Source organism: Candidatus Rhodoluna planktonica (assembly GCF_001854225.1).
Taxonomy (GTDB): Bacteria; Actinomycetota; Actinomycetes; order Actinomycetales; family Microbacteriaceae; genus Rhodoluna; species Rhodoluna planktonica.
This window is the reverse complement of the sequence record NZ_CP015208.1, coordinates 44,954-69,084: the sequence shown is the minus strand read 5'-3', so window position 1 is coordinate 69,084 and position 24,131 is coordinate 44,954. Positions and strand designations below refer to the sequence as shown.

Here is a 24,131-nt window from a genome sequence, read left to right as displayed (position 1 = left end):
TATCCGGGCGGGTCATCCGCGTTAGCTAAAAGGGTTTCAATGAAGAACTACCGCCTCGCCGCCTCGGCCGAAATGCTGTTTTTAGAATTGCCGTTCAACGAGCGCGTGCGCACAATTCACGAGCGCGGTTTCGAAGTTGAGATTTGGAGCTGGAACACCAAAGACCTAAATTCGCTAGCTGCGGTTGGCGCCAGCATTGGTTCGATGACCGGTTATATCGAGGGCGACCTGCTCGACGAAGACGGCATCGAGCGGCTGCTGCAAACCGCCGAGCAATCAATCGAGGCGTCAAAAATCATCAATTGCCCAAGGCTAAATCTGCACGGCACCGGGCTAGACAGCAACGGCCAGGCTATCAAGAAAAAGGATGTGGTGACCGGCCGCGACTGGCTGAAAGCCCGCGACACCCTAGCTCGGCTGGCTGATCTGGGAGCCAAGCACAACAAAGTTTTCATGCTGGAAAATCTAAACCTGCCAGTTGATCACCCGGGCACCCCGTTCGCTTTGGCTGCTGACACCTTGGCGCTGGTCGAATCGATTGACAACCCGCATTTGCGACTAAACCTCGACCTTTACCACGCACAAATTGGCGAGGGTAATTTGGTTGAGTTGGTTCGAAATGCCTATGGCTTCATCGGCGAAATTCAGGTTGCCGATGTACCCGGTCGTTGCGAGCCCGGCACAGGCGAGATCAACTATTCGCGAATTGCCGATGAGCTAAAGTTGCTCGGTTACAGCGGCGTAGTTGGTCTTGAAGGCTGGGCGTCAGGCGATTCAAACCAGGCACTTGATGCCTTTGCCGCAGCATTCGCCTAACTAGCTTTCGAGCACGCGACCTAGTTTTCGACCACGGGGTCTAGTTTTCGAGCACGCGACCCAGCTCGCGAATTATCCGCTGTTGATTGTCTTGCTCGGTCAAACCACCACGCAAAAAGCTTGAGGTGTAGGCAAAACCGATTCGGTGCTTGACGTCGGCAAAGCCTGCCTGCCCACCTAAACCATCGTGACCAAAACCGCCATCGGATGACCATTCACGCCAGCCCGGAGTGTGCAGCATAAAGCCGCGTCCGCGCCGAATCCAGGGACCTTCGCTCAGCCAGATTTCGCGTTCGTCAACCTCGCAGACCATAGCGTCGCGAATTGTGTCATCTTGCAGCAAACGCATCCCATCGGTGTCGGCCACGCAAGCCGAGTAGATCTTGGCTAGCGCATCGGCGGTCATCACACCGCCGGCTCCGGCAAGCTCGGCTTTGATCAGGCGTGGATCGTTGAAATAGTGACCTTCGGCAATACCAGGCAAGGCAACCTCAGCCGACATCGCGCCACCGGATGTCATCGCCTTCTCCATCCAGTATTGATTGCTGCCAACTTCGCTCGGCGGCAATGGTAAACGAGAGCCATCGGTGATCAGCGGGGCAAGGTTTTTGAATTCGTTTTCTGGCAAGCCAATAAATGCCGATGCATTTAGCGGACCGGAAATTTCATCGCGCAGGTATTGGCCAATGGTTTTGCCGGTAACCCGGCGCACCAACTCGCCCACCAAGTTGCCAAACGTTAGGGCGTGATACGCGTTCGCGGTGCCCGGTTGCCAAAGCGGTGCCTGGGCAGCCAGCTCTTCGACAACGGTATGGCCGTCAACAAGCTGCTCAAAAGTTAGGTCGCGCCGCACTGCCGAAAGGCCCGCCTTGTGTTCGAGCACCCACTTAACCAATGTGTCTTCTTTGCCGTTGCAAGCAAACTCGGGCCAGTATTCGCCAACTTTGGCATACGGGTCGAGCAACCCCTTTTCGATAAGTTGATTGGCCGCGATTGCTGCCAAGCCTTTGGTGCAAGAAAAAACCACGCTGTGCGTGTTCGCGTTCCATGGAACACCCGGCGATTGTTCGCCGGTGAAAACTGAAACTGCTTGCTGGCCATCAGCGTAAATTGCCATGGCCGCACCGCCGCCAGAATTTTCAGCGGCGACCTCGTAGAACAGTCCAACTACTGAATCGAATCTTGAATCACTCATACAAGCAATTCTGGACCCGTAATCAGTGCGACTTTACGTCGAGCACGATTTCAGTCACCAATTGCTCTACCGACTTGGTTCCGTCGAAACGGGAACCGGGTTCGTGCTTCTGCAACGGATCAAGAATTCGAAGTTGTGAATCGACAAGTGGCTTTCTGAAAAAGTGGCCTTCGCGAGAATCCATGCGTTCTTCAAGAACCGAGCGCGGGGCATCTAGTTGCGCGAAGCGCACGCGATTAATTTTTTTGTTGATCTTTTCTCGGTAGCTGCGCTTGAGCAGCGAGGCACCGATGACAACGTCGCCTTTTTCTAACTCGGCGATGATGTTGTCAATCCATGGATCGCGATCGTCATCACTAAGCGGTGTTCCGGCCGACATTTTTTCGATGTTTGCTTTTGGGTGCAAATCGTCACCGTCGACATATCGAACACCCAAGCGAGCGGCTACTGCTTCACCGACGGTGGTTTTACCCACTGCAGCCGGACCAATTACTAAGAGTTGGCAACCCATTAGTCCCACCGTTCTGCAAGATAGTCAGCGGTCACCTTGCGAATTGTTCCCGACTTCGATCTAAGAATCACGCTCTCTGTTCGAATGTAATTACCAACCCTAGTCACGCCAGCTGCCAACATTCCATCGGTTACTCCGGTGGCCACAAAATAGGTGTTGTCACTGGTGACCAGGTCATCCTGTTCGAAGATGCGATTTAGGTCGTGGCCCGCCTCTAGTGCTCGACGCATTTCTTCTGGCGACTGAGGTTTGATTCGGCCCTGCATGAAACCGCCCAACGCTTTGGTGGCACAGGCAGAGATGGTGCCTTCTGGTGCGCCACCGACGCCGAGCAGCATGTCGATGCCACCTTCTCCGGTTACTGCGTGGATGCCAGCAGCCACGTCGCCGTCAAGGAACAATCTGGTTCTGGCACCGGCCGCACGAATTTCATCCATGGTTTGCTGGTGTCGCGGACGGTCGATTAGTGCCACGGTGATGTCGCGCACATCTTTTTTTAGCGCCTTGGCCAACTCTCGAACGTTATCTCCGGCTGACTGATCAAGGCTAACCACTCCTCGACCTGCGGCAGTGGTAATCAGTTTGTCCATGTAAAAGACATCTTTGGGGTTATACATTGAGCCGCGATCAGAAACCGCGATTACAGAAATTGCATGGCCTCGGCCCGCAGCGGTGAGGCTTGTTCCGTCTACCGGATCAACTGCAATATCGCACGCCGGGCCGTTGCCATTACCCACCACTTCACCGTTGTAAAGCATCGGCGCTTCATCTTTTTCGCCCTCGCCAATCACTACGGTGCCTTCAAAGTCAACGGTGGATAAATAAGCGCGCATGGCGTCTACAGCTGCTTTGTCAGCGGCATTCTTGTCGCCACGACCAATGTATTTGCTTGCCTGAATCGCTGCAGCTTCGGTAGCGCGAACGAGTTCCATTCCGAGGTTGCGATCTGGGCTTGCTGACATTGTGGCTCCTTTGCCGACTTTGTTAAGACAAACCTTAGCACTCATTCCGCCTGGCACTAGACCCCGGTCGAATTTTCTCCAATTTGTTACCGACGTATTGCGAAATTTAGATTTTTTCGGTTGTTTAAGTCACTACGATTGGAACGTTCCAGATTTTTATCCCCCGCAAGACAAGGATGTTTCGTGAGTAACAAAATTCGCATTGGACTACTCGGCACGGGCCGCATCGGTCAGGTACACGCCGCTTCAATTTCTGAATCAAAAGATGCCGAACTAACTTGGGTTGCCGATGTTTTTCTCGAGGGGGCCGAGAAAACTGCGGCGCAATACGGAGGCAAAGCTACCGACGATCCGGCAAAACTATTTGCCTCGGGCGAAGTTGATGCGGTGGTCATCGCATCGCCAACTGCCACCCATGTCGATCTAATTGACGCGGCGATTGATGCCGGTGTTCACGTGCTCTGCGAAAAACCTATCGACCTCGACATCAACCGAGTTGATGCACTGCGAGCAAAAGCCAACTCGGCCAAAACCCAAATCGCACTCGGATTCAACCGTAGATTCGATCCGCAGTTTGCCGAAATTAACCAGCGCGTTGCCGCCGGCGACATCGGTGCACTCGAGCAGCTAACCATTATCAGCCGCGACCCAGCGCCAGCGCCTCAGGCCTACATCGCCGTTTCGGGTGGAATTTTCCGCGACATGACCATCCACGATTTCGACATGGCTCGCTTCTTCGTGCCTGAAATTACCCAGGTATTTGCTACCGGCTCAAACCTGTTCAGCGACTACATCAAAGCCGAAAACGACTATGACTCGGCAATCGTGGTGCTAACCGGCAGCAAGGGTGAGCAGATTGTCATCACCAATTCTCGCCACGCCAGCTATGGCTATGACCAGCGCCTCGAGGCCTTTGGTTCATTGGGCACGCTATACGCAAACAACGTTGCACCGACCACCGTAATTCACCAAACCGAGCACTTCGTTGAGTCGCGTCGGCCTTACCAAAACTTCTTCCTTGAGCGCTATGCCCAGGCCTACCGTGCCGAGCTAGCTGCATTCATTCAAGGCATCCACGAGGGCAAAGTTATGAACCCAACCTTCGAGGATGGCCGCGCAGCATTAATTCTTGCCGATGCGGCAACCGAATCTGCTCGCACCGGAAAGCCAGTCTCGGTAAACCTAGCTAAGTAGTTACTCAAGCTGAGCAGCAGGCGCTGTTAGTTGGCGCCGACGAAGCGTTTCGACCAGACGTAGTTAAAGAGAAAAAGCCCACCTTGCGGTGGGCTTTTTCTTTCCTCCATCTAACAAAATTAGAGGCTTGAAACGACCGATCGAATGAAGTCAACGCTCTTCTTCGCATCGGCCAGTGGGCCTTCGCCCAATCCTGGTTCGCTATTGATTACGTTATCTTGCTCAAGAGCAAACCAACCGTCATAGCCCGACTTAACCAAATCGGTGACTATCGAACGCACGTCGACATCACCCTCACCAAGTGGTACGTACATGCCCTGCAAAATGCCCTGGTAATAGGTAATTTCGCCGGACTGCACGCGCTTGGCAACTTCAAGATTTACATCTTTGAGGTGTGAGTGGGCGACGCGATCAGCATGGTTACGAGCAAACGCAACCGGATCGGTTCCACCGATCAGCATGTGCCCAGTGTCGAGGCAGAACTTAATGCTTGAACCGGCCAGCACATGGTTGATGTCATCCTCGGTTTCAACCATGGTGCCAACGTGCGGATGCAGCACCGCGGTGATGCCCAAGCTGGCGGCGTAGTCTTTGATGCGATCAAGGTTTTGATTGAACAACTGCCAACCGGCTTCATCAAGCGCTTCGCGTTTAGTGTCGTAACCCTCGAGCCCGGTATCGGCTGAGAGCACTAGGGTTTTGGCCCCCGAGGCAACATACGCTTCAAGTTCTTGCTGCACTTTGGGTAGCGGATCGACATCGGCACGGTGCATGATTACCGGGAAAAATCCACCTACGGCCTCCATGCCGTGGTCGCGCAAAACCTTAGCTCGAGCAGCTGGGTCAATTGGCAAAAATCCTTCTGGGCCAAATTCGGTAGCACCCAGGCCAAGGTCGGCCATCTCTTTCAGCACTCGCTCGGGAGACATTTGGTGCCCCCAGTTCGGCACTTCGCAGACGCCCCAGGAGATTGGTGCTCCGGCGATTTTCACAGTTGCCATGTATTTACCTAACTATTTTTGGATTGATTTTGGTTGGTTAGTTTTGAGTTTCTTTACCTAGGTATTTACTGATTACCTAAGCAAAACTATGGGCGTTTCGCCGCAGTAGTTCCATCGACCGCGGCAACACTTTCCCAGGTGCGGCTTTCTGCCGAGCGCTCGGTTGCCCCCAAAACTCGGTTCGCCGAAACCGCATCGTTGATGTTCGAGTTCCGCGCGCTGACCCCGACAAACGCCTCTAGAAACTTTCGCGCCTCGACAACTTTGAGGTCGTCATAACCCATCGACGTTCCGGCACCCGGTTGGAAAGCCGAGAAATCACCAAAACCAGGCGACGCCATAACCCGCTGATAACCCAGATGCGCACCGTGTCGGCCGATAGCAACCTGAAGTTCATTCATGCGCTCGAAATCCCACTTCACCGAACCCTCGGTGCCATAAATCTCAAAGTTATAACTGGCACGAGGACCAACCGAAACACGGGATGCTTCGAGCGTGCCTACCGCGCCAGCGCCCAGCGCATCATCGGCGAACCGCACCATCATGGCCGCATAGTCTTCGTTTTCAACCGGCGCCATCTCTCCGTTTTCAATCACAGCAAAATGAGTGGCTTTGCCCATTTCAAGTTTTGGTCGCTCGGTGTAAACGGTCTTGGTCATACCTGAAACCTCGGCAATCGGGCCGACCAAATACTGCACCAAATCAACCAGGTGACCCATGAGGTCGCCTAAAACTCCGCTCCCAGCAAGTGAGCGAACAAATCGCCAAGACAGCGCACCGTTGGGCTCTGAAGAATAGTCGGCAAAAAACGAACCGCGGATGTTGGTGATGCGGCCCAGCGAACCATCGGCTATCAACTGCTTGATGTGCTCGACCGCTGGCGCGTGCCGGTAATTAAAACCAATCGATGACACCACACCGGCAGCCTGAGCAGCGGCTTGCACGGCCTCGGTCTCTTCAGCCAAACGACCAACCGGCTTCTCAACCCAAAATGCCTTGCCCGCTTTTGCCGCGGCAATCGCAATTTCAGCGTGCAGAAAATTCGGTGCGCAGATCGAAACAACATCCACTTCAGGGTTCGCTAAAACTTCGTGATAGTCGAGGGTGCCCTGCTCATAGCCCAAAACATCCTTGGCGTATTCAACGCGATCGGGCGCGGTATCTGCCGCCATGACCAATCGCGGTTTGATGCCCAGTTCTGGATAAACCACCGGCAAAGCCTGGTAAGCGCGCGAATGCACTTTACCCATCCAACCGACACTGATTAGACCAACACCGATTTCGCGTTTTTGATTCGCCATTGAATTACCTTCTCGCCTACTGGAACGTTCCAAATTTTACGCACCAAAGTGCGAAAGTCAAATTTAATTAGCGGATAAAACTCGGCGCCAAAACCTAGCTCGGTTTGAGAGTTGAGTTTCGAACAACCAACCTCGGCAGCAAAGTTATCTCTCGTCCTCGGTATTCGGCGGCAACCCGTGGGTTTGTGATGAGTTCACTAACCTTCATAGCAATTGCTTCTTTTTCTTGCTCAATAGAAGTGAGTGAAACTCTGGCCAAATCTGCAACGTAGGTGTTGTCGTAGCCGGCAACCGCAACCGGAGTCATCCCCGCTTTAGCGTGTTCTGAAACCGCACCTTGAACACCGAAGGCGATGTTGTCGTTAAACCCGATAATTGCGGTCGGGGCATTTTTGTCTTGCAGCAAAAGCTTCGCCGCTGCGTAACCGCCGGCTTCGTTTCGCTCGGCAACCTGAGTGACGATGTACTTCTCAAGGCCTCGATCTAGCATGGCTTTTTTATAGCCCGACATTCGAGCAATCGAGTTCGGCGAATCGTCTGGGCCGACATAAGCGATGCGTTTGTGGCCCAGATCAACTAGGTGATCGACCAGCAACCACAGACCTTTGTCGTCGTCAGAGCGCACTACAGTGGCGTTAGGCAACCCGGCTGCGGGAGCGGTGGCAATAATCACCGGCACATCTTCGGGCAGTGTCTTAAAGGGCTTAAGGTCGGGCAGACCACCAACAACCACTAAGCCCTTCGGCTTCAAATCGAGCAGGCTGTGAATCGACGAAGGCTCAACGAAGCGTTTGCCATTCTTCTCTGAAATAACCACAGCCGAAACGAACGATTGCTGGCCCTTTTCAAGGAGTGCGTTTCTAGTTAGGTCGGCAATCTCTGTAAGCAACGGGTTGTGCAAGTCGTTTAGCAGAATGCCAACAAAGCTGCCCGAACCGGAGCGTAATGAACGAGCCCACTGATTTGGTGTGTAGCCCAACTTTTTAGCCGCCGCCAAAACTTTGTCACGACGGTCGGCACTAACTCCAGCCTCGGATGAAAACACCATTGCCGCCAGAGATTTTGAAACACCGGCCGCCTCAGCAACATCGCGAATGGTGGGACGCTTGGCCATCGGGGCTCCTTTGCCTGGTCGGCTACTTGGCTGGAAATCTGACTTTGTCCAATTGGACAGTTCCAAAATAGCACACCCGCCCGCCCTTATTTCTATTCGATAACAAAACTCTGGAACGTTCCGAAATTGTTTGAAATGAGTGCTTTACTTTGTTACGTCAAAACAACAAGTCCAAGTTGTTTGGCTCATCTAACTCAAGGACGAGAGGTATTCATGTCAATCAAGAAATACGCAGCTCTTGCTGCAGTATCAGTGTTGGCACTAGCAGGTTGTGCGGCTCCAGCCGCAGAAACAAATGACACTGCAGCGCCAGCAAGCGACATCAAGGTTTGTGTCTACACCCACGGTGACGGCGGAACCTTCTGGTCAGTTGCCCAAAAGGGTGCTGAGCAGGCCGGAGAAGACCTAGGTATTGAAGTTGACTACCAGGGTTCAACCAACGACGCTGCAAAGCAAGCTGCAACCATCGAAGCCGGTGTAGCAGCAGGCTGTGACGCAATCGCAGCATCTGCACCAGACCCAGAGGCAATCAAGAGCGCAATGCTTGCAGCTGCTGACGCAGGTCTACCACTAGTAACCATGAACTCAGGTTCAGCAGTATTCCGCGATCTAGGTGCTTTCACCCACGTCGGTCAGGATGAGCGCATTGCCGGCCAAGAAGCCGGTAAGAAGTTCAACGAGATGGGCCTAAAGCACGTTCTTTGCCCAATCCAGGAAGCTGCAAACGTTGGTCTTGAAGAGCGTTGCGCTGGTCTAGCCGACACCTTCAACGGCAAGGCTGAGAACTTCAACCTTGACGGTGGTCTAGCAGACCTAACCGCAGCTGCTGCAAAGCTTCAGGCTGCTCTAGCTGCTGACGACACCATCGACGGTATCTTCGCTCTAAACGCTGACATCGCTGCAAAGGCTGCTCTTCCAGCTGCCGAAGCTGCTGGTAAGTCGCTAAAGATCGGAACCGTAGACATGTCTCCAGAAGCCCTTGACGCTATCAAGGCTGGCACCATTGCTTTCGCAATCGACCAGCAGCAGTATGCTCAGGGTTACATGTCAGTGGTCTTGCTATACCTAAACCTAACTAACGCTCACGAGCTTGGTGGTGGCCAGCCTGTTTACACCGGCCCTGGCTTCGTAACCGCCGACAACGTCGACACTGTTATGGGTCTAGTTTCAGCAGGTTCACGCTAATCCCTGATTAGCTCCTATAACTAAATGGTGGGTCAGGGCCTCCCTGGCCCACCATTTGTTTAGAAAAAACAAAAAATTCAGTTAGGTATCAAATGACACAGTCGTCGACACAAAAGGATGAACGCGTTAAAAACGCCGGTCTCCTAATGCGTGTGCTTCGCCGCCCCGAATTCGGTGCGCTACTCGGAGCCGCTGCCATCTTCATTCTCTTCGCATCAACAGACACCACCGGAAACTTTGCTGCTCCAGGCGGAATTGCCGGCTGGACCGACATCGCCGCTCCAATTGGCATCGTCGGTATCGCTGTTGCACTTCTTATGATCGCGGGCGAATTCGACCTCTCCACCGGTGTAATGGTTGGTTCGGTTGGTTTGCTAACCGGTTTGATGATCACCGAGATTGGTTTGCCAGTTTGGCCATCCATCTTCTTGGCCATGCTTTTTGCAGCCATCGTCGGTTTCGTCAACGGCTACGTGGTTGTAAAAACTAAACTGCCATCGTTCATCGTTACCCTGGCCACATTCTTCGTGCTCAAGGGTGCCAACATGGCGTTCACCAAGATGGTCACCGGTGCCGTTCGCGTTACCGGCCTTGACAAAGGCGAGGGTTTCGAATCAGCCGAAGCTATCTTTGCTTCAAAAGTTGGCGACTTTCAAATTTCACTTTTCTGGTGGATTGGCCTAACCATCGTGGCAACCTTCGTGCTTACCCGCACTCGATTTGGTAACTGGATTTACGCAGCCGGTGGCGATGCAAACGCTGCCCGCAACGCCGGTGTACCAGTTGACTTCACCAAGATCACCCTGTTTGTGGTTACCGCAATGGCGGCAGCACTCGTTGGTGTGATGTTCGTGTTGCGACTAAAGGGTATGCAGGCTGGCCAGGGTGTCGGTCAAGAGTTCTACTACATCATCGCCGCAGCAGTTGGTGGCACCTTGCTTACCGGTGGTGCCGGTAGCGCTGTTGGTGCATCAATCGGTGCGCTAATCATGGGTATGGCATACATCGGTATTCCTTACTCTCGCTGGGACAGCGACTGGACTTCCACATTCCTTGGAATCATCCTGTTCACCGCGGTAATGATTAACACCTACATCAGTCGCAAGGCTCGAGGAGGTAAAAAATGAGCAACGCACTAGAGCTAAAAAACGTCGGTAAAACATTCGGCAGCGTAATCGCACTGCAAGATGTTTCGGTCGAAGTTGCTAAGGGCTCGGTTACCTGCATCCTTGGCGACAACGGTGCTGGTAAATCAACCTTGATTAAGACCCTAAGCGGCGTGCACAAGCCAAGCACCGGCCAATTTTTAGTCGAAGGTGAAGCGGTCGAATTCTCTTCACCGCGCGACGCACTGGCAAAGGGCATCGCTACGGTGTTCCAAGACTTGGCCACAATTCCACTCATGTCGGTTTGGCGAAACTTCTTCTTGGGCAACGAAATCCGCAAAGGTTTTGGTCCGTTCAGATGGCTTGATGTGAAAACCATGAAGCAAATCACCAAAGAACAGCTAATGGCGATGGGTATCGATTTGCGCGACGTCAACCAGCCAATTGGAACACTATCTGGTGGTGAGCGTCAGTCGGTTGCTATTGCCCGTTCGGTTTACTTCGGTGCCAACGTGCTTATTCTCGATGAGCCAACTTCAGCACTGGGTGTTCGCCAGTCGGGCATCGTGTTGAAGTATGTTCTAGCTGCCAAAGATCGAGGAGTATCGGTTGTGTTTATTACACACAACCCACACCACGCGTTCCTGGTGGGCGATCGCTTCTACCTGCTAAACCGCGGCAAGATGCTTAACCGATTCGAGCGCGCGAATGTAGAGCTAGAAGAACTAACCAAAGCAATGGCTGGTGGTGCCGAGCTAGAGGCTCTAACCCACGAAATCAATATTGTCCGCGGAAAGTAACTAACTGAATCGAATGCCCCTGCCGCTTGGCGGTGCCAACGAAGGCAACCTCCAACGGCGGGGGTACTCTTTTGACCGAAGGAGCCCCATGCAAACCCAAAGTGAGCTGTTTCGCGGTTACTTGTTTTCGCTGGTGGCCATCTTTGGTTTCGGTGGCACCTTCATAGCGGTAACGCTGGGCTTTGAAAGTTTTGATGCCATCACGATGAGCATGGGTCGGGTGATTCCGGCAGCGCTCTTGGCCGTTGTCGCCCTGAAAGTCATGAAGCAACCACTGTTGCCGCCGCGAGAGGCTTATCCGCTAATTATCGGCTCATCGTTGGGTGTGATTATCGGCTTTCCGCTGCTTTCGGCGCTGGCCCTGCAAGAAGTTCCCCCAGCCGATGCCGGAGTTATCGGCGCAGTGACACCGCTGGTCACAGGATCAATCGCTGTGCTAATTGGCCACAAAAAACCGAAGCCGCTTTTTTGGGCAGCAGCCGCTTTAGGCACAATTGCGGCGATGATCCTGGCTTATACCCGTGGCGGAAGTGAATTTGGTGGCGGAGCATTTTGGGGATATCTAGCTCTTGCAGTAGCGGTGCTGTTCGCCTCGATGGGACACATTTCGGGCGCCAAATTAACCGCCAAATATTCGCCATTCACCGTGCTCAACTGGGCGGTGATGATTTCGATTCCGGTTCAGTTGCCGATTGCTCTGACCAACTGGGCCATTAACCCGATAACCGAGTGGCCCACAATTTCAGCCTGGGCCGGTTTTTTATTTGTTAGCTGGTTCTCATTGGCGATCGGGAACTTCATGCTCAACCAGGGTCTGCACATTATTGGGTTGGTCAAGGGGCCACAACTTCAGTTAATTCAACCAGTGGTAACCATGGTCTTGGCAATTGTCATATTGCACCAAACAGTTGCCCCGGTAACCTGGCTGGCCGCTGCAGTTATCTTGCTTAGTGTGGCAATCAGCCAAAGGTTTAAATAGTCAAGGGCAGTGTCGCTTTGGCCGCGCTCGTCTGCGGTTGACTAGGCCAGCCAGCGGCTGGGCCCACCTAGTCGGCGGCTAAAGCCGAAACTAACCAAGCATGTTGTGGCGCACGATGATAGCGTCGCGACCTGGGCCAACACCGATAGCCGAGATTCGAGCACCGCTCATCTTCTCTAGAGCCAAAACGTATTCTTGGGTGTTTTTTGGCAACTCTTCGAAAGTGCGTGCAGTGCTGATGTCTTCAGCCCAGCCCGGGAAGTTTTCGTAAATTGGCTTGGCGTGGTGGAAGTCGGTTTGCGAAACCGGCATCTCGTCAACGCGCTTGCCATCAACTTCATATGCAACACAAACAGGAATTTCTTTCAGACCGGTAAGCACATCAAGTTTCGTCAAAACAAAATCGGTAACGCCATTTATTCGAGCCGAGTAGCGGGCAATTGGAGCATCGTACCAACCGCAACGACGTGGGCGTCCGGTTGTGGTGCCGAACTCGAAACCGGTGGCACGCAAAAATTCACCAAACTCATCAAACAACTCGGTAGGGAATGGGCCGGCACCAACTCGCGTCGTGTAGGCCTTGACAATTCCGATTACGGTTTTGAATGCTGCTGGGCCGATACCCGAACCGGTTGATGCGCCTCCGGCGGTTGAGTTTGACGAGGTGACGAACGGGTAGGTGCCGTGGTCAACATCGAGCATTGTTGCCTGGCCACCCTCAAACAGAACAGTCTTGTTCTCTTCAAGTGCCTGATGCAATTCAAGTGCGGTGTCGGCAACCATTGGGCGAAGACGCTCAGCGTAGCCAAGAAGTTCGGCTATAACTTCATCGGCCCGAATTGCTGCACGGTTGTAAACCTTGGTTAGTAGGTTGTTTTTTGAAATCAGTGCCGCTTCAACTTTTTGGCGCAAAATGCTTTCATCAAACAAATCTTGAACACGGATTCCGATGCGGTTAATTTTGTCGGCATAGGTTGGGCCGATGCCGCGACCGGTGGTGCCGATGGCGCGCTTGCCGAGGAATCGCTCGGATACCTTGTCGACGATTACGTTGTAGGGGGTGATGACGTGGGCGTTTGCCGAAACGCGAAGCTTTGAAGTATCTACTCCGCGAGCGCTGAGCGCTTCGATTTCCTGGAACAGTACCGAAAGATCGATAACCACACCGTTAGAAATTACAGGGATAACGCCAGGGGTGAGAATCCCAGAGGGCAGCAGGTGCAGTGCGTATTTTTCGTTGCCGATAACAACGGTGTGTCCGGCGTTGTTGCCACCATTGAACTTGACTACGTAGTCGATGTGCTCGGCTAGAAGGTCGGTTGCTTTGCCTTTACCTTCGTCGCCCCACTGGGCTCCGATGATTACTACTGCAGGCATAGGTTCACCCTCGTTTCAAATCGGGGAGTGAAGCGCGATGTGCGCTTACCTATAAAGTTTAGTCGGCAGACCCGATGGTGTCATCCCCGCAGAGTTGGGTTGAGTTTTATTACCTAGGTTGTTTCTGCCTAGTTCGAAAAATCTACGTGCTGCATAACCCACTGATGCATAGTGATGGCGGCTGCGGCACTGGCGTTGATTGATCGAGTTGAGCCGAATTGTGAAATCTCTAGAACAACATCTGCGGCCTCAATGGCGGGATCGCTTAGGCCTGGCCCCTCTTGGCCGAAGAGCAAAACACAGTTTTCTGGCAAGGCATACTGTTCAATTTTTTTGCAGCCTGGCACATTATCTATTGCGATTATTGGCAGCTTGCCACCGTCATCCGCAGCGGTTTTTGACCACTCAATAAATTCTTCAACCGTCGAATGATGACGCACGTGCTGGTATCGATCGGTGACCATGGCACCGCGTCGATTCCAACGTTTGTTACCGATGATGTGAACTTCGGCAGCCAAAAATGCATTTGCAGTTCGAACGATTGAGCCGATGTTTAGATCGTGCTGCCAGTTCTCAATGGCCACGTGAAAGTTGTGCCTACGGGAATCAAGGTCGGCCACAATCGCCTGCATTTTCCAATAGCGATATTTATCGAGCACGTTTCGTGTGTCGCCATTAGTTAATAATTCAGGATCGTAAATCGAATCGGGATTTGGTTGCTCCGCGGATCCGGCCCCCTCGGGCCATTCACCCTGCCATGGGCCAACACCCCAGGTGGTCAGTTCGTGTGAGGCATTGGCGTGCATGTTTTCGTCGTTAGACACCGGAGTAGGCCCGCTTTCTGAATTGCAACGCAATCGTCGCGAAAATTGCGGCAATGGTTGAAGCTAGCAAGACCGCGAGTGTGCCCATCGCGTCTGCCTCAGTGCCGCCAAAAGCCAACTCATTGATGAGCAGCGAAACGGTGAAACCCACTCCGGCAAGCGAGCCAAGGGTGGCAACATCCCACCAACTGAGCTCTTTAGACAAGCTGGCTCGAGTGAACCGAGCCATTAAATACGCGGTACCCACAACTCCAAGCGGTTTGCCGACCACCAACCCAAGGACGACGCCCAACGCCACCGGAGATTCGAAGACATCGCCGATACTCATTCCGGCCACCGAGACTCCGGCGCTAAAAAAAGCAAAAACCGGAACGGCAAAACCGGCTGAAATTGGGTGAACCACGTGCAGCACCCCATCCGTCTGTTTCAAATTCATCAACATGCCCATTGCGACGCCAGCGATGGTTGCGTGGATGCCGCTCTCGTGCAAGGCGGCCCAGATGATGGCCGCCAACGGGAGGTAAAAATACCAACCGGTGACACGCTTTTTTTGCAGCATCCCAAAAATGAAAAGCCCACCAACAGCGACGGCTAATGCCAAGAAATTAAGTTTTGCGGTATAGAAAATTGCAATCACCAGGATGGCGCCGAGGTCATCTACCACTGCAAGAGTGAGCAGAAATGCGCGAAGTTCCAGCGGCAGCGAACGCCCAGCGACGGCCAACACGGCAAGCGCAAAGGCGATGTCAGTGGCCATCGGAATTCCCCAACCGGAAGCGGTCGGTTGCCCGGCGTTGAAGAAGGCAAAAATTGTGGCAGGAACGATCATTCCGCCGAGTGCGGCTGCGATTGGAACAGCAGCAACTGCCTTGTCTTTTAGAGAGCCTAGAACTAGCTCGTGCTTAAGTTCGATTCCGGCGACAAAGAAAAAGATTGCCAAAAGCCCATCGGCTGCCCATTTGCCCAGACTCAGGTCAAGATGTAATTCTGCTGGGCCGAATTTAAACTCTTTTAGCGTCGAGTATGAGTCGTAATCGACGTTTGCCCACGCTAAGGCTGCAATGGCAGCAACCAAAAGCAGTATTCCACCGGTGGTTTCATTGCGCAGGGCTGCACCAAGCCAGCGGGTCTGACCCTTTGAAATTCGCGAAAAAAGGCGGCTGGTTTTCGGCATGAGTTAAGCCTAGGTGAAGAATTCATCCAAGCGCTCCAGAAGCCGGTGTGGCCTACAAGCCTTCGCTAGGCTAGGCACATGGCAGATCGCAGCAACATAGTTTCTTGGCTAACCGACATGGATGGCGTGCTCGTGCACGAAGGAGTTGCCCTACCTGGGGCTGCTGAACTTATTGCCAAATGGCAGGCTGAGGAAACGCCTTTTCTGGTACTAACCAACAATTCGATTTACACGCCGCGCGATCTTTCAGCTCGACTTGTTTCGGGCGGATTGAACATCCCAGAAAAAAATATTTTCACCTCGGCTTTGGCCACTGCCGCGTTTCTGGATAAACAGCAACCAAAGGGTTCGGCTTATGTAATTGGCGAAGCTGGGCTAACCACGGCGATGCATGAAATCGGCTACGTGATGACCGACCAAAACCCCGACTACGTGGTGCTAGGTGAAACCCGAAACTTCAACTTTGACATGCTTACCAAAGCGGTTCGGCTGATTATCAACGGGGCCCGCTTTATTGCCACAAACCCCGATGCCACCGGCCCCTCAGCTGATGGGGTTCTTCCAGCAACCGGGTCAGTTGCTGCATTGATCACCAAAGCAACAGGGATGGAACCCTATATTGTGGGCAAGCCAAACCCGATGATGTTTCGGAGTGCGATGCGAAAAATTGGCGCTCACTCAGAGTCAACCGCAATGATCGGTGACCGTATGGACACCGACGTGGTAGCCGGAATCGAAGCCGGATTGCACACTGTGTTGGTGCGCACCGGAATAGCCGACGACGCCGAAATTGCCAAGTATCCGTTCCGGCCGACCGAGATTCTAAACTCGGTGGCCGACCTGCTCTAACGAGGTTTGGCTTAACTTAGCTGGATGACTAGGCCTTCTTGCGTCGGCGAGTTACCAAAACCAACAGCAGCGCTGCCGCGGCAAAACCGGCACTGAGCAACCACCAGTTGATTTCACCGGAACCGGTCGTCGGGCTGACCGGCTGTGCTGCGGCATCCGGGTTTAGAACAACACCCATTGCTACCGAGCGAAGTTCGCCATTTTGCGTGATGCCATTCAACTGGATGGTGTGCTCACCCATCGGTGCATCGGCCGGAACCGCGGCCTCGCCTGAGAACTCACCGTTGGCATCGGCGATAACTTCGCGCAGCTCGGTTGGTTCAGAGAACAACCAAACCTTAATGATTGAGCCAGGCGCGAAACCCGAGCCGCTAAATTTAGCGACGCGCTCGTCATTGAGGATGATGTTGCCTGATTCGTCAAGTTTCAGAGGCTCGCCGGATTTACTGGTTGCAGCCAGTACAACCTCGAACCCTTCTCCCTTGAGCACATAACCGTCGGCCGTTTCAGTCGGAATTAGCTGAACCGGAACCGGGGTTCCGTTCACCAATGCTGCCGATTCAAGCGGTGCTAATTCTGGCAAGACCGGCTCAGCAGCATCGTTGGTGGTAAACGCGATTGGGCTGAGCAAAGCGTTAATCAGCACCTGCGGAATCTCGGATACTGCCTGGTAAACCACGTTGGGCGTTGGCTCAACAGTTGGCTGCAAAACCGGTGCCGCAACAGGTTGCGCACTTGGCGAAGGTGTAGCCGTTGGTGTTGGGCTCGGTGTTGCAGTAGGCGTAGCGGTCGGCCTTGGCGCGACAGTGGATTGCGTCGGCGACGGCGTTGGCCTCGGAGTTGGTCGAACCGAAGCCGAAGGACTTGGAGTTGGAGTTGGAGTCACGACCGGGGCTGGTGGCGGTGGGTTACTAACGACCAGGTTAATTGTTGCTGAGATACTTCGATTGTTGCTGTCTCTAAGCTCAATTGAGATCTCAGAAGTTCCAGTTGCCATAGGGGTACCGGTGAGTAGGATTCTCGGGTACGTATCGGCAACATTGTCATCTATCACTGTGAAGCTAATTCCACTCGGCAGATTGCCTACTGAAACCACAGTCACACCATTTGCAACATTGAAGCCACGAGCAGTGTCGGTCTTAATCTCAGCATTAAATGCCACACCTGTAGTGGCAGAGTAATTTGCTGTACCGGGCACAAATGAGAAGGGCGAGACCTCACCTTGGAACCTCTGAGTTACAGTTCCTGCCGAGTTAGTTGCAGAGATGCTGAAGTCAAATACGCCGGGCGTGGTTGGAGTTCCTGAAATTCTTCCGGTTGCACTATTTAGAGTCAGGCCGGCTGGAAGCGGATTATTGACTGGATCGGTAAGCGAATAAGTCACTTCGGCAATCGCAGCAACAGTTTGACTAATTGCCCCACCGACCACAAGCGTTGGAATTGTGGTACTCGTCCAACGAGGCAAGTTCAAAGCGGAGACTGCAGCAGTAGCATTTCCAGCCCCGTAAATATTTACAGCGCGCACTTTCACCGCATATGAAGACCCGTTAGTTAAACCTGTTACGAGTAAAGGGCTAACGGTCACTGGGGTTGATGGCGTTACCCAAGTTGTTCCCCCATCAAGACTGTATTCGTAGTTGGTAACAGGTGATATCGGGCTGGTTGCGGCCGTGAAATTTATCGAAAGTGACCCATTTCCACCCACGATTGAGCTGATGGTCGGTACATTAGGTCCACCCAGTAATTCTGCACTTGAGGCACCAGACCAGGAGCCCAGTGTTGCGGTTGACTGGCTTCCAATAGCCCTCGTGTATGCCGCAACCCTGAATTGATAACGCTTGGTGTTATCAAGACCCGTCACAACAAATGTGGTGTTTATCGAGGCTGGCGAAACTGCAATTGCGTTAGACCAAGTGGCGCCATTGTCTTCAGAAATGCTGTAAGCGTAATTGGTGATTTCGCTGGCAGGGTCAATTTCTGGCGCCTGCCATGTCAAGGTAGCTTGCGAGCTAGCTCGAGTGACGTTTGGTGCCGGTGGGGCTGCAGCAGCGGCAACCGATTGAGCGACGCTGTCCAGGCTCTGAAGCGAACCTGCCGCATAAAACCACGTTACGGTGCTTGAGCCGTTAGCACTGATGTTGCCGACAGGAAATACTGCAACATATGATCCGTCGCCACTTAGGGTGAGTGGCGATTGAGCAGGATTCACATTGTATGCGTTTGCAAAGCTACAGCAGCTGTCGATTGACATGTTGGTGCCATCAGTCGTTGAGTAAAACAGTGCACCCTCAGATGCCGTTGTAATTCTCAGGGCTTTTGCAGGGTCAGACTGAACGGTTGTAGCCTGGAAAGAGCCATTTGGGCCGTCAAGGTTTCCTTTTGTCTTCGTTGGGCCATCGGAATTACCGACCCAGTCATCCCTGGTGCCAACGTAGATATAAGCCTGTGACACTGGGTTTGCATCGAGATTGGTAATTTTTGTTTGAATTTTTACGAAAGAGTCCGATTGCCCAAGAGAGTAGGTATTTTCAATCTGCATGCTCTGTGCATTAATGCCATATGTAAACCGCGTGACGATCTTTCCGTAACCTTTTTTGCCGCTACCCTGATCGCCAGTAACCACAAAACCTGAATAGTCAATCATTTTCGAAGATGGTGAAAGACCACTGAAGTCTTGGACAGTACCACCAGACCAATGTTGGGACTGAGTGCCACTTCCTATTGCCATATCTAATGGGTATGAGGAATAAGTTAATTTAAAGAATTGATTTGAGGCTGCAGACCAGTAAAAAGGCTGTTGGAAGTTACCTTTTCCATCAATCGAGGATTGTGAACCATTACCAAACCTCATCGCGCCATTGGTGAGTACCAGATACTGTGAAACTACCCCCGTAAATTGTTTGTCAAAGTACTCGTTGTTTGAATTGGTGACTCTAACAGTAAAGTCGTAAGCTCCAGCGACCGAAGGGGTTCCACTCAAAGCACCAGAATTTGAAAGTGTCAAACCAGCTGGCAAGGTACCGGCCTGCACTGACCAGGTCAGAGTTCCAGGGGCATCTGACGTTAGTTGAATCGGAACAATTTGCGTATTAACTTCGAATGCTCCCAAGTTGGCTGGGCTAATTGAACTTGGTGCATTGCTGGCACTTGCCGTAAAAGTTCTTTCAGCAACGGCACCATCAGAATCGAAAACTTTTACCGAGATTGTTGCAGATCCGGCAGTAGCAAAAGTTTCAAGTTCGACGGACGCTGTTGAAACCGAAGTAATTGATGCGGCTTTTACATTCACCTTCGATGGATCCGAACTGGTGGCCTCGATTTTCCATTGAGCCTGAGTCGTGGAGTTGTCTTGATCGGCGATGTCGAAAGCCACAATTTTCGTCGCGTTTAAATTAATTGACTTGTTGCCTGGATCACTGACCGTTGGGCCTTGGTTAGTTCTGGTAACCGCGGCATAGATTGCCGTATCGGCAAATCTCACTTGCTGCTGATTATTCATACCGCCCGTTGCGGCAGTGAAACCCCAGTAAACATTCCCAGAAGATGCCGAAAATAAAGTGCTCAGATCAATCTGAGTCGATAATTTTTCAACTCCCGCAAGATATGCCTTTGCGATTTTTGATGTTGCGTTATAGGTGAAGCGAAAGCTGCGCCAGGTGCCATCCTCTAAATTACCTACGGCAACTTGACTGAATCCTTGGTTTACAAGTGAACTGTGATCAGTATCACCATTGACCGTGAACGACATGTAGTCAGTAGAGGAGTCATTCGAATCACTGGTGTTCGGATAAGTGTCAAGTTCAACGGCAAGCGAAGGTGTAATCCCTTGGTAACCAAGACCTCCGCCCTGAGAGAGATTAGAAGTCGAGTTTGGTTGCAAAACGAAGGCCATTCCATCGGCTCCCGAGTCTTGAGAGCCTAAATAAACCTCGGCATTAATTTCAAAATCATTCGAAACTACAACTCGTTTTTGATTCCACACAGCACCCGCTCTACCGTTTGTGGCCGGAGTGAGTTCATAAGTTAGGTAACTATTTGCAGTGCTCGGGGTTAGGGTACTGCTTTGCCCGCCGGTGGCAATGGTTGTGAAATCGGTCGGCGAGAACGTAGGCAATGCTGCCGCAGGTGCAAGTCCCACCGATGACTGCAGAATTAGCAGTGCAGCGGCGGCCGCAACAACGCTGACGAACTTCGTTGACTTGAATTTAGACAGACTTCGCACGTTTGAGATTCCTTCGTAAGTTTGGCCATATGGGCACACCAGACTTGTCCGGATATGACTTTCTTAGTCTAGGCAAACAGGCTCAAAAAGCACGCCAAATGTTCGGTCATACCGAACTTAAATAGTCAGAATTGCGAAGGTTATTTAAGCGTCAAGTTCGCGCAGGCGCTTGCGCGTGGCCATGAAAATTGCTACCGCGGTGACCAAAATGGCTTCAATCAAATAAACCGCTCTGACACCGAACGCGTCTAGTGCCAAACCGACGGCAACCATAGAAATCATCGGGCCGCCGCTCCAGATGGCTAACTCTAAGGCGAATACGCGTCCGCGTTTATTCGCTGGAATTTTCTCTTGCACTACAGTATTGAGCAACGGACCAAGTGGGCCCCAGGTGAGGCCAAGTATGGCGCCAAACACCACAAATGCCCACTGCGGTGGCAGCAACGACATTGGAATCATAGCTACGGCAACACCCAAGATGGCGATGCGGAAAATTTTGGCAAAACTTAGGTACTTATTGATTTTTTCAAACAGTAGAGCCCCGATGGTTGAGGCGCCGGCCATGACCGAAATGATGATGCCTAGGCCTTCTGGGTAACCTATCTCGTTGAAATACCTTGGTAAAACCACCATTTCGGTTGGCAAATAGACAATCGCCAAGAACAGGAAGGTGCTCATCATGATTAGTACAGCCGGTGTGCTGAACAGAATTCGGAAGCCCTGTGAGGCATAGACAAAAATGTTGCCGCTCTCCTCGTCATTTTCCTCGTGTTTTTCATGCACCCGAATTAGCTGACTAAAAACACCCGCAATCACAGAAAATATGCCCGAAACCCAAAAAGCGTTGATGGCGCCAATCTGATCAATTAGCACCGCGGCTATGGCTGGACCAATGGCAAAACCGGTTGCAAATAGTGCCTCATGAATCGAGTTTGCTCTTGGCAGTGTCATGCCAGCGGCAGTTGCAGCATCAGGTACAAGTGATTTTCGAGCGCTGGGTGAGCCACTCGAAACAAAGTTTTTGATTACACCGATAAGAATCAAAATAAACAGGTTTATGTCGATGAACCAGGCAACAATCGGCAAGATGACTACTGAGACAGCGCTCAGGTATTCGACCCACATTGAAGTGTTGCGACGCCCGAACCGGTCGATAATCGAGCCCATCACCGGCGAAAGCAGTAATCCTGGAATCGCTGTGATTGTCACCAGCAAGCCGGCGGCCGCCGATGATCCGGTTACGTCAAGAGCAAGCCAAGGAAACAGGATGAACAGCATCGACCCACCGATAACACTGGTGAGGGATGAAATTTCAAGAAAAACGTAAGGCTTAAGCGAGGTCGAGGTCTTCAAGAGACACCGCACTTACATATTTATATCCGGCATCGCCGATAACCTTGTCGGCCCCTGTAGCTCGATCTACCACAGTTGCTACCGCAACAATAATTGCACCCGCTTCTTCTAATGCCTTTGCAGCCGTGAGCGGTGAACCTCCGGTAGTTGAAGTGTCTTCGACAACCACGACTTTTTTGCCGCTTACGTCTGGGCCCTCAACCTGGCGACCCATACCGTGTGCTTTAGCCTGCTTGCGCACAACAAAAGCATCTACCTGGCGACCGCGTGCTGCAGCCTGATGCAAGATTGCGGTGGCAACTGGGTCGGCACCCATGGTGAGACCACCAACCGCGTCGAATTCGGTAATGCCCTCGGCAGCCAGTAAATCGAGCATCACCTGACCAATAAGTGGCGCCGCTTCGTGATGCAGCGTGGCACGCCGCAAATCTACGTAGTAGTCGGCCTCAATGCCGCTCGATAATGTGACGCGTCCGTGAATTACAGCTAATTCTTTGATTAGCTCAACTAGACGTGGCTTTGCGGCAGATGAAAAGGTCATGCACTCAGTCTAAACTTCAAAAATAGGCAAAGTTGCGTTCGTAAACCTGCCTGTTGCTGAAGTAAGGCCGAAACCATGCGCATCGCTACCCACAATGTAAATTCAATTCGCACGCGAGTCGATCGGGTCGTCGACTGGTTGGTTCGAAAAGACGTGGATGTTCTTGCCATGCAAGAAATAAAGTGCAAACCCGAACAGTTTCCATATGCCAAATTCGAGGATGCCGGCTACAAAATCACCATGCACGGGCTAAACCAGTGGAACGGTGTTGCCTTTGCCAGCCGGATTGATGCTGAAGATGTCGAAATTGGCTTTTCCGAAATGCCTGGCTTCGACAAAGCAGTTGGGCCCACCGACGGTGGAGCAAATGGTGAGCAACTTGAAGCTCGAGCAATTGCTGCGACATTCGATGGTGTGCGTCTGTGGTCGCTTTATGTTCCTAACGGTCGCGAACTGCAAGACCCGCACTATATTTACAAACTTGATTGGTTAGACCGCCTGGCAGCGAACGCGGCCCAATGGGTTGAATACGAACCTGATTTACCTTTTGCTTTGATGGGTGACTTTAACATCGCCCCCTTCGACCAAGATGTCTGGAACATCGACGACTTTGCCGGTTCCACTCACGTGTCTGAACCTGAGCGCAACGCTTTTTTTGCATTTGAGCAAATTGGTTTGCACGATGTGGTTCGCGAACGCGGGGTTGAAGGCTACACCTACTGGGATTACCAGCAACTTCGCTTTCCAAAGAATGAGGGGATGCGAATCGACTTCATTCTGGGATCTGAGCCTTTTGCCGAGCGCGTCACCGCCGCCGAAATTGATCGAGACGAGCGCAAAGGTGAAGCGCCTAGCGACCATGTTCCGGTAATTGTTGACTTAAATTAGCTAGTCGCCTGAAGTTGCTTTTGAGCTAGCCAATATTTACGCTCGGTCTCATCAAATTTTTCGATGGAATATCGCAGTGCAGTGCGCGGCATCGAAGCCGCGAAGCGGCTCAAAAATTTTCGCAATTTTTCGACATCTTTTTTACCGACTTCCCGAAGGCCCCAGCCGACTGCTTTGTGCATTAGGTCTTCTATGTCGCCCAGCAGCATCTCTGCAATATGCAGGGGCTCATCAAGACGACCGACGCCGATGTAGGCAAAAGTGAAAACCATGGCGATTCGTCGTTCCCACAATTTTTCACTTCTTGCCAAAGATTCAAGAAGTTCCATCGAACCTGGACGATCAATTAGATAAGCACCAATGCGATGCGCGGTCACATCAACCAAATCCCAGTTATTTATTCGACCCTCGTAAGCCAGCTGAAGGTAGTGATTGAAAATCTCTTTGCGTGCGGCCTCTGTTTTTGCGCGTTTGAATCGCTCGGTAAGAATCACCAGACCACAGAGACGATGCTCGTGAACTGGCGATTGCATCAGTATGTCGATTTCTTCAGCTGGTAAATCTTTGAATTGCTTGGCCACCGAACGGGTTTCCGGCACCTTCACCGCAATAAAAACATCGCCCTCACCATACTGACCCGGACCGGTCTTGAAAAACCGTAGGTATTGAACAATCTGGTCTGGACGTGAAAATGCGGCGAGCGCCTGAATGACACTCGCCGCATTTAGTTCCATCTAAC

The 24,131-nt window shown here is 52.2% G+C and carries 21 protein-coding genes; 8 read left to right on the top strand and 13 right to left on the bottom strand.

What is annotated here, in order from left to right; all coding sequences use genetic code 11:
* The first annotated feature begins 39 nt into the window (after window positions 1-39).
* The gene (locus A4Z71_RS00320) at window positions 40-816 is read left to right on the top strand and encodes a TIM barrel protein (RefSeq protein ID WP_070954022.1); all 777 of its coding nucleotides are present in this window, start codon (window positions 40-42) and stop codon (window positions 814-816) included.
* 40 nt (window positions 817-856) lie between these two features.
* Here A4Z71_RS00320 and A4Z71_RS00315 read toward each other — a convergent pair whose 3' ends face one another.
* From A4Z71_RS00315 to glpX, 3 genes are read right to left on the bottom strand one after another with little or no spacing between them, the layout of a single operon-like run.
* A complete protein-coding gene (locus A4Z71_RS00315; protein WP_070954021.1) occupies window positions 857-2,011 on the bottom strand; it encodes a serine hydrolase domain-containing protein in 1,155 nt (384 codons plus the stop codon).
* A gap of 22 nt (window positions 2,012-2,033) precedes the next feature.
* Complete coding sequence (locus A4Z71_RS00310) at window positions 2,034-2,522, bottom strand: gluconokinase (protein WP_070954020.1); 489 nt, start codon at window positions 2,520-2,522, stop codon at window positions 2,034-2,036.
* Window positions 2,522-3,484, bottom strand: coding sequence for a class II fructose-bisphosphatase (gene glpX / locus A4Z71_RS00305; RefSeq protein WP_084028468.1), 963 nt, complete (start codon window positions 3,482-3,484; stop codon window positions 2,522-2,524). Before glpX ends, A4Z71_RS00310 begins: the two co-directional genes overlap by 1 nt.
* A 183-nt stretch (window positions 3,485-3,667) precedes the next feature.
* Between glpX and iolG the strand changes: the two genes are divergently transcribed.
* On the top strand, window positions 3,668-4,678 hold the full coding sequence (iolG, locus tag A4Z71_RS00300) for an inositol 2-dehydrogenase (RefSeq protein WP_070954018.1): 1,011 nt from the start codon (window positions 3,668-3,670) through the stop codon (window positions 4,676-4,678).
* A 119-nt stretch (window positions 4,679-4,797) separates the two neighbouring features.
* Here iolG and A4Z71_RS00295 read toward each other — a convergent pair whose 3' ends face one another.
* The 3 genes from A4Z71_RS00295 to A4Z71_RS00285 all read right to left on the bottom strand — a co-directional run bounded on the left by A4Z71_RS00295 (window position 4,798) and on the right by A4Z71_RS00285 (window position 8,094).
* The gene (locus tag A4Z71_RS00295; RefSeq protein WP_070954017.1) at window positions 4,798-5,679 is read right to left on the bottom strand and encodes a sugar phosphate isomerase/epimerase family protein; all 882 of its coding nucleotides are present in this window, start codon (window positions 5,677-5,679) and stop codon (window positions 4,798-4,800) included.
* Between the two features lie 86 nt (window positions 5,680-5,765).
* A complete protein-coding gene (locus A4Z71_RS00290) occupies window positions 5,766-6,980 on the bottom strand; it encodes a Gfo/Idh/MocA family protein (protein WP_070954016.1) in 1,215 nt (404 codons plus the stop codon).
* Between the two features lie 94 nt (window positions 6,981-7,074).
* A complete protein-coding gene (locus A4Z71_RS00285) occupies window positions 7,075-8,094 on the bottom strand; it encodes a LacI family DNA-binding transcriptional regulator (protein WP_070954015.1) in 1,020 nt (339 codons plus the stop codon).
* A gap of 213 nt (window positions 8,095-8,307) precedes the next feature.
* Between A4Z71_RS00285 and A4Z71_RS00280 the strand changes: the two genes are divergently transcribed.
* From A4Z71_RS00280 to A4Z71_RS00265, 4 genes are all read left to right on the top strand, one after another.
* The gene (locus A4Z71_RS00280) at window positions 8,308-9,279 is read left to right on the top strand and encodes a substrate-binding domain-containing protein (RefSeq protein ID WP_070954014.1); all 972 of its coding nucleotides are present in this window, start codon (window positions 8,308-8,310) and stop codon (window positions 9,277-9,279) included.
* Window positions 9,280-9,371: 92 nt separating this feature from the next.
* A complete protein-coding gene (locus A4Z71_RS00275) occupies window positions 9,372-10,406 on the top strand; it encodes an ABC transporter permease (protein ID WP_070954013.1) in 1,035 nt (344 codons plus the stop codon).
* A complete protein-coding gene (locus A4Z71_RS00270) occupies window positions 10,403-11,185 on the top strand; it encodes an ATP-binding cassette domain-containing protein (protein ID WP_070954012.1) in 783 nt (260 codons plus the stop codon). The genes A4Z71_RS00275 and A4Z71_RS00270 overlap by 4 nt, the downstream gene beginning before the upstream one ends.
* Before the next feature lie 88 nt (window positions 11,186-11,273).
* A complete protein-coding gene (locus A4Z71_RS00265; protein WP_070954011.1) occupies window positions 11,274-12,164 on the top strand; it encodes a DMT family transporter in 891 nt (296 codons plus the stop codon).
* Between the two features lie 90 nt (window positions 12,165-12,254).
* Here the strand turns inward: A4Z71_RS00265 and A4Z71_RS00260 are convergent, their stop codons facing one another.
* From A4Z71_RS00260 to nhaA, 3 genes are all read right to left on the bottom strand, one after another.
* Window positions 12,255-13,541, bottom strand: coding sequence for an adenylosuccinate synthase (locus tag A4Z71_RS00260; protein WP_070954010.1), 1,287 nt, complete (start codon window positions 13,539-13,541; stop codon window positions 12,255-12,257).
* A gap of 128 nt (window positions 13,542-13,669) precedes the next feature.
* On the bottom strand, window positions 13,670-14,347 hold the full coding sequence (locus tag A4Z71_RS00255; RefSeq protein ID WP_070955163.1) for a TrmH family RNA methyltransferase: 678 nt from the start codon (window positions 14,345-14,347) through the stop codon (window positions 13,670-13,672).
* Window positions 14,348-14,357: 10 nt separating this feature from the next.
* Window positions 14,358-15,539: a Na+/H+ antiporter NhaA gene (gene nhaA / locus A4Z71_RS00250; protein ID WP_070954009.1), complete on the bottom strand. Its 1,182-nt coding sequence runs from the start codon at window positions 15,537-15,539 to the stop codon at window positions 14,358-14,360.
* 78 nt (window positions 15,540-15,617) lie between these two features.
* On the opposite strand from nhaA, the gene A4Z71_RS00245 reads away from it, so the two are divergent.
* Window positions 15,618-16,388, top strand: coding sequence for an HAD-IIA family hydrolase (locus A4Z71_RS00245; protein ID WP_070954008.1), 771 nt, complete (start codon window positions 15,618-15,620; stop codon window positions 16,386-16,388).
* A 28-nt stretch (window positions 16,389-16,416) separates the two neighbouring features.
* Here A4Z71_RS00245 and A4Z71_RS00240 read toward each other — a convergent pair whose 3' ends face one another.
* The 3 genes from A4Z71_RS00240 to pyrE form a co-directional block, all read right to left on the bottom strand.
* A complete protein-coding gene (locus A4Z71_RS00240; protein WP_145943860.1) occupies window positions 16,417-20,610 on the bottom strand; it encodes a lectin-like domain-containing protein in 4,194 nt (1,397 codons plus the stop codon).
* Between the two features lie 144 nt (window positions 20,611-20,754).
* Window positions 20,755-21,963 (bottom strand): MFS transporter, encoded by a 1,209-nt coding sequence (locus A4Z71_RS00235; RefSeq protein ID WP_070954006.1) that lies wholly within the window; start codon window positions 21,961-21,963, stop codon window positions 20,755-20,757.
* Window positions 21,941-22,504, bottom strand: a complete 564-nt coding sequence (gene pyrE, locus A4Z71_RS00230) for an orotate phosphoribosyltransferase (RefSeq protein ID WP_070954005.1) — start codon at window positions 22,502-22,504, stop codon at window positions 21,941-21,943. Before pyrE ends, A4Z71_RS00235 begins: the two co-directional genes overlap by 23 nt.
* Before the next feature lie 75 nt (window positions 22,505-22,579).
* On the opposite strand from pyrE, the gene A4Z71_RS00225 reads away from it, so the two are divergent.
* On the top strand, window positions 22,580-23,392 hold the full coding sequence (locus tag A4Z71_RS00225) for an exodeoxyribonuclease III (RefSeq protein ID WP_070954004.1): 813 nt from the start codon (window positions 22,580-22,582) through the stop codon (window positions 23,390-23,392).
* Here the strand turns inward: A4Z71_RS00225 and A4Z71_RS00220 are convergent.
* Window positions 23,389-24,126, bottom strand: coding sequence for a DNA alkylation repair protein (locus A4Z71_RS00220; RefSeq protein ID WP_070954003.1), 738 nt, complete (start codon window positions 24,124-24,126; stop codon window positions 23,389-23,391). The two genes, A4Z71_RS00225 and A4Z71_RS00220, sit on opposite strands and share 4 nt — an antisense overlap.
* Between the last annotated feature and the right edge of the window lie 5 nt (window positions 24,127-24,131).

What these genes read in the sequence shown, in the direction of transcription:
- A4Z71_RS00260 (WP_070954010.1), bottom strand. Translation starts at nt 13,541, where the DNA reads ATGCCTGCAGTAGTAATCATCGGAGCCCAGTGGGGCGACGAAGGTAAA.
- A4Z71_RS00265 (WP_070954011.1), top strand. Translation starts at nt 11,274, where the DNA reads ATGCAAACCCAAAGTGAGCTGTTTCGCGGTTACTTGTTTTCGCTGGTG.
- glpX (WP_084028468.1), bottom strand. Translation starts at nt 3,484, where the DNA reads ATGTCAGCAAGCCCAGATCGCAACCTCGGAATGGAACTCGTTCGCGCT.
- A4Z71_RS00270 (WP_070954012.1), top strand. Translation starts at nt 10,403, where the DNA reads ATGAGCAACGCACTAGAGCTAAAAAACGTCGGTAAAACATTCGGCAGC.
- pyrE (WP_070954005.1), bottom strand. Translation starts at nt 22,504, where the DNA reads ATGACCTTTTCATCTGCCGCAAAGCCACGTCTAGTTGAGCTAATCAAA.
- A4Z71_RS00320 (WP_070954022.1), top strand. Translation starts at nt 40, where the DNA reads ATGAAGAACTACCGCCTCGCCGCCTCGGCCGAAATGCTGTTTTTAGAA.
- A4Z71_RS00225 (WP_070954004.1), top strand. Translation starts at nt 22,580, where the DNA reads ATGCGCATCGCTACCCACAATGTAAATTCAATTCGCACGCGAGTCGAT.
- A4Z71_RS00295 (WP_070954017.1), bottom strand. Translation starts at nt 5,679, where the DNA reads ATGGCAACTGTGAAAATCGCCGGAGCACCAATCTCCTGGGGCGTCTGC.
- A4Z71_RS00310 (WP_070954020.1), bottom strand. Translation starts at nt 2,522, where the DNA reads ATGGGTTGCCAACTCTTAGTAATTGGTCCGGCTGCAGTGGGTAAAACC.
- A4Z71_RS00315 (WP_070954021.1), bottom strand. Translation starts at nt 2,011, where the DNA reads ATGAGTGATTCAAGATTCGATTCAGTAGTTGGACTGTTCTACGAGGTC.
- nhaA (WP_070954009.1), bottom strand. Translation starts at nt 15,539, where the DNA reads ATGCCGAAAACCAGCCGCCTTTTTTCGCGAATTTCAAAGGGTCAGACC.
- A4Z71_RS00290 (WP_070954016.1), bottom strand. Translation starts at nt 6,980, where the DNA reads ATGGCGAATCAAAAACGCGAAATCGGTGTTGGTCTAATCAGTGTCGGT.
- A4Z71_RS00285 (WP_070954015.1), bottom strand. Translation starts at nt 8,094, where the DNA reads ATGGCCAAGCGTCCCACCATTCGCGATGTTGCTGAGGCGGCCGGTGTT.
- A4Z71_RS00255 (WP_070955163.1), bottom strand. Translation starts at nt 14,347, where the DNA reads ATGCACGCCAATGCCTCACACGAACTGACCACCTGGGGTGTTGGCCCA.
- A4Z71_RS00245 (WP_070954008.1), top strand. Translation starts at nt 15,618, where the DNA reads ATGGCAGATCGCAGCAACATAGTTTCTTGGCTAACCGACATGGATGGC.
- A4Z71_RS00275 (WP_070954013.1), top strand. Translation starts at nt 9,372, where the DNA reads ATGACACAGTCGTCGACACAAAAGGATGAACGCGTTAAAAACGCCGGT.
- A4Z71_RS00280 (WP_070954014.1), top strand. Translation starts at nt 8,308, where the DNA reads ATGTCAATCAAGAAATACGCAGCTCTTGCTGCAGTATCAGTGTTGGCA.
- A4Z71_RS00220 (WP_070954003.1), bottom strand. Translation starts at nt 24,126, where the DNA reads ATGGAACTAAATGCGGCGAGTGTCATTCAGGCGCTCGCCGCATTTTCA.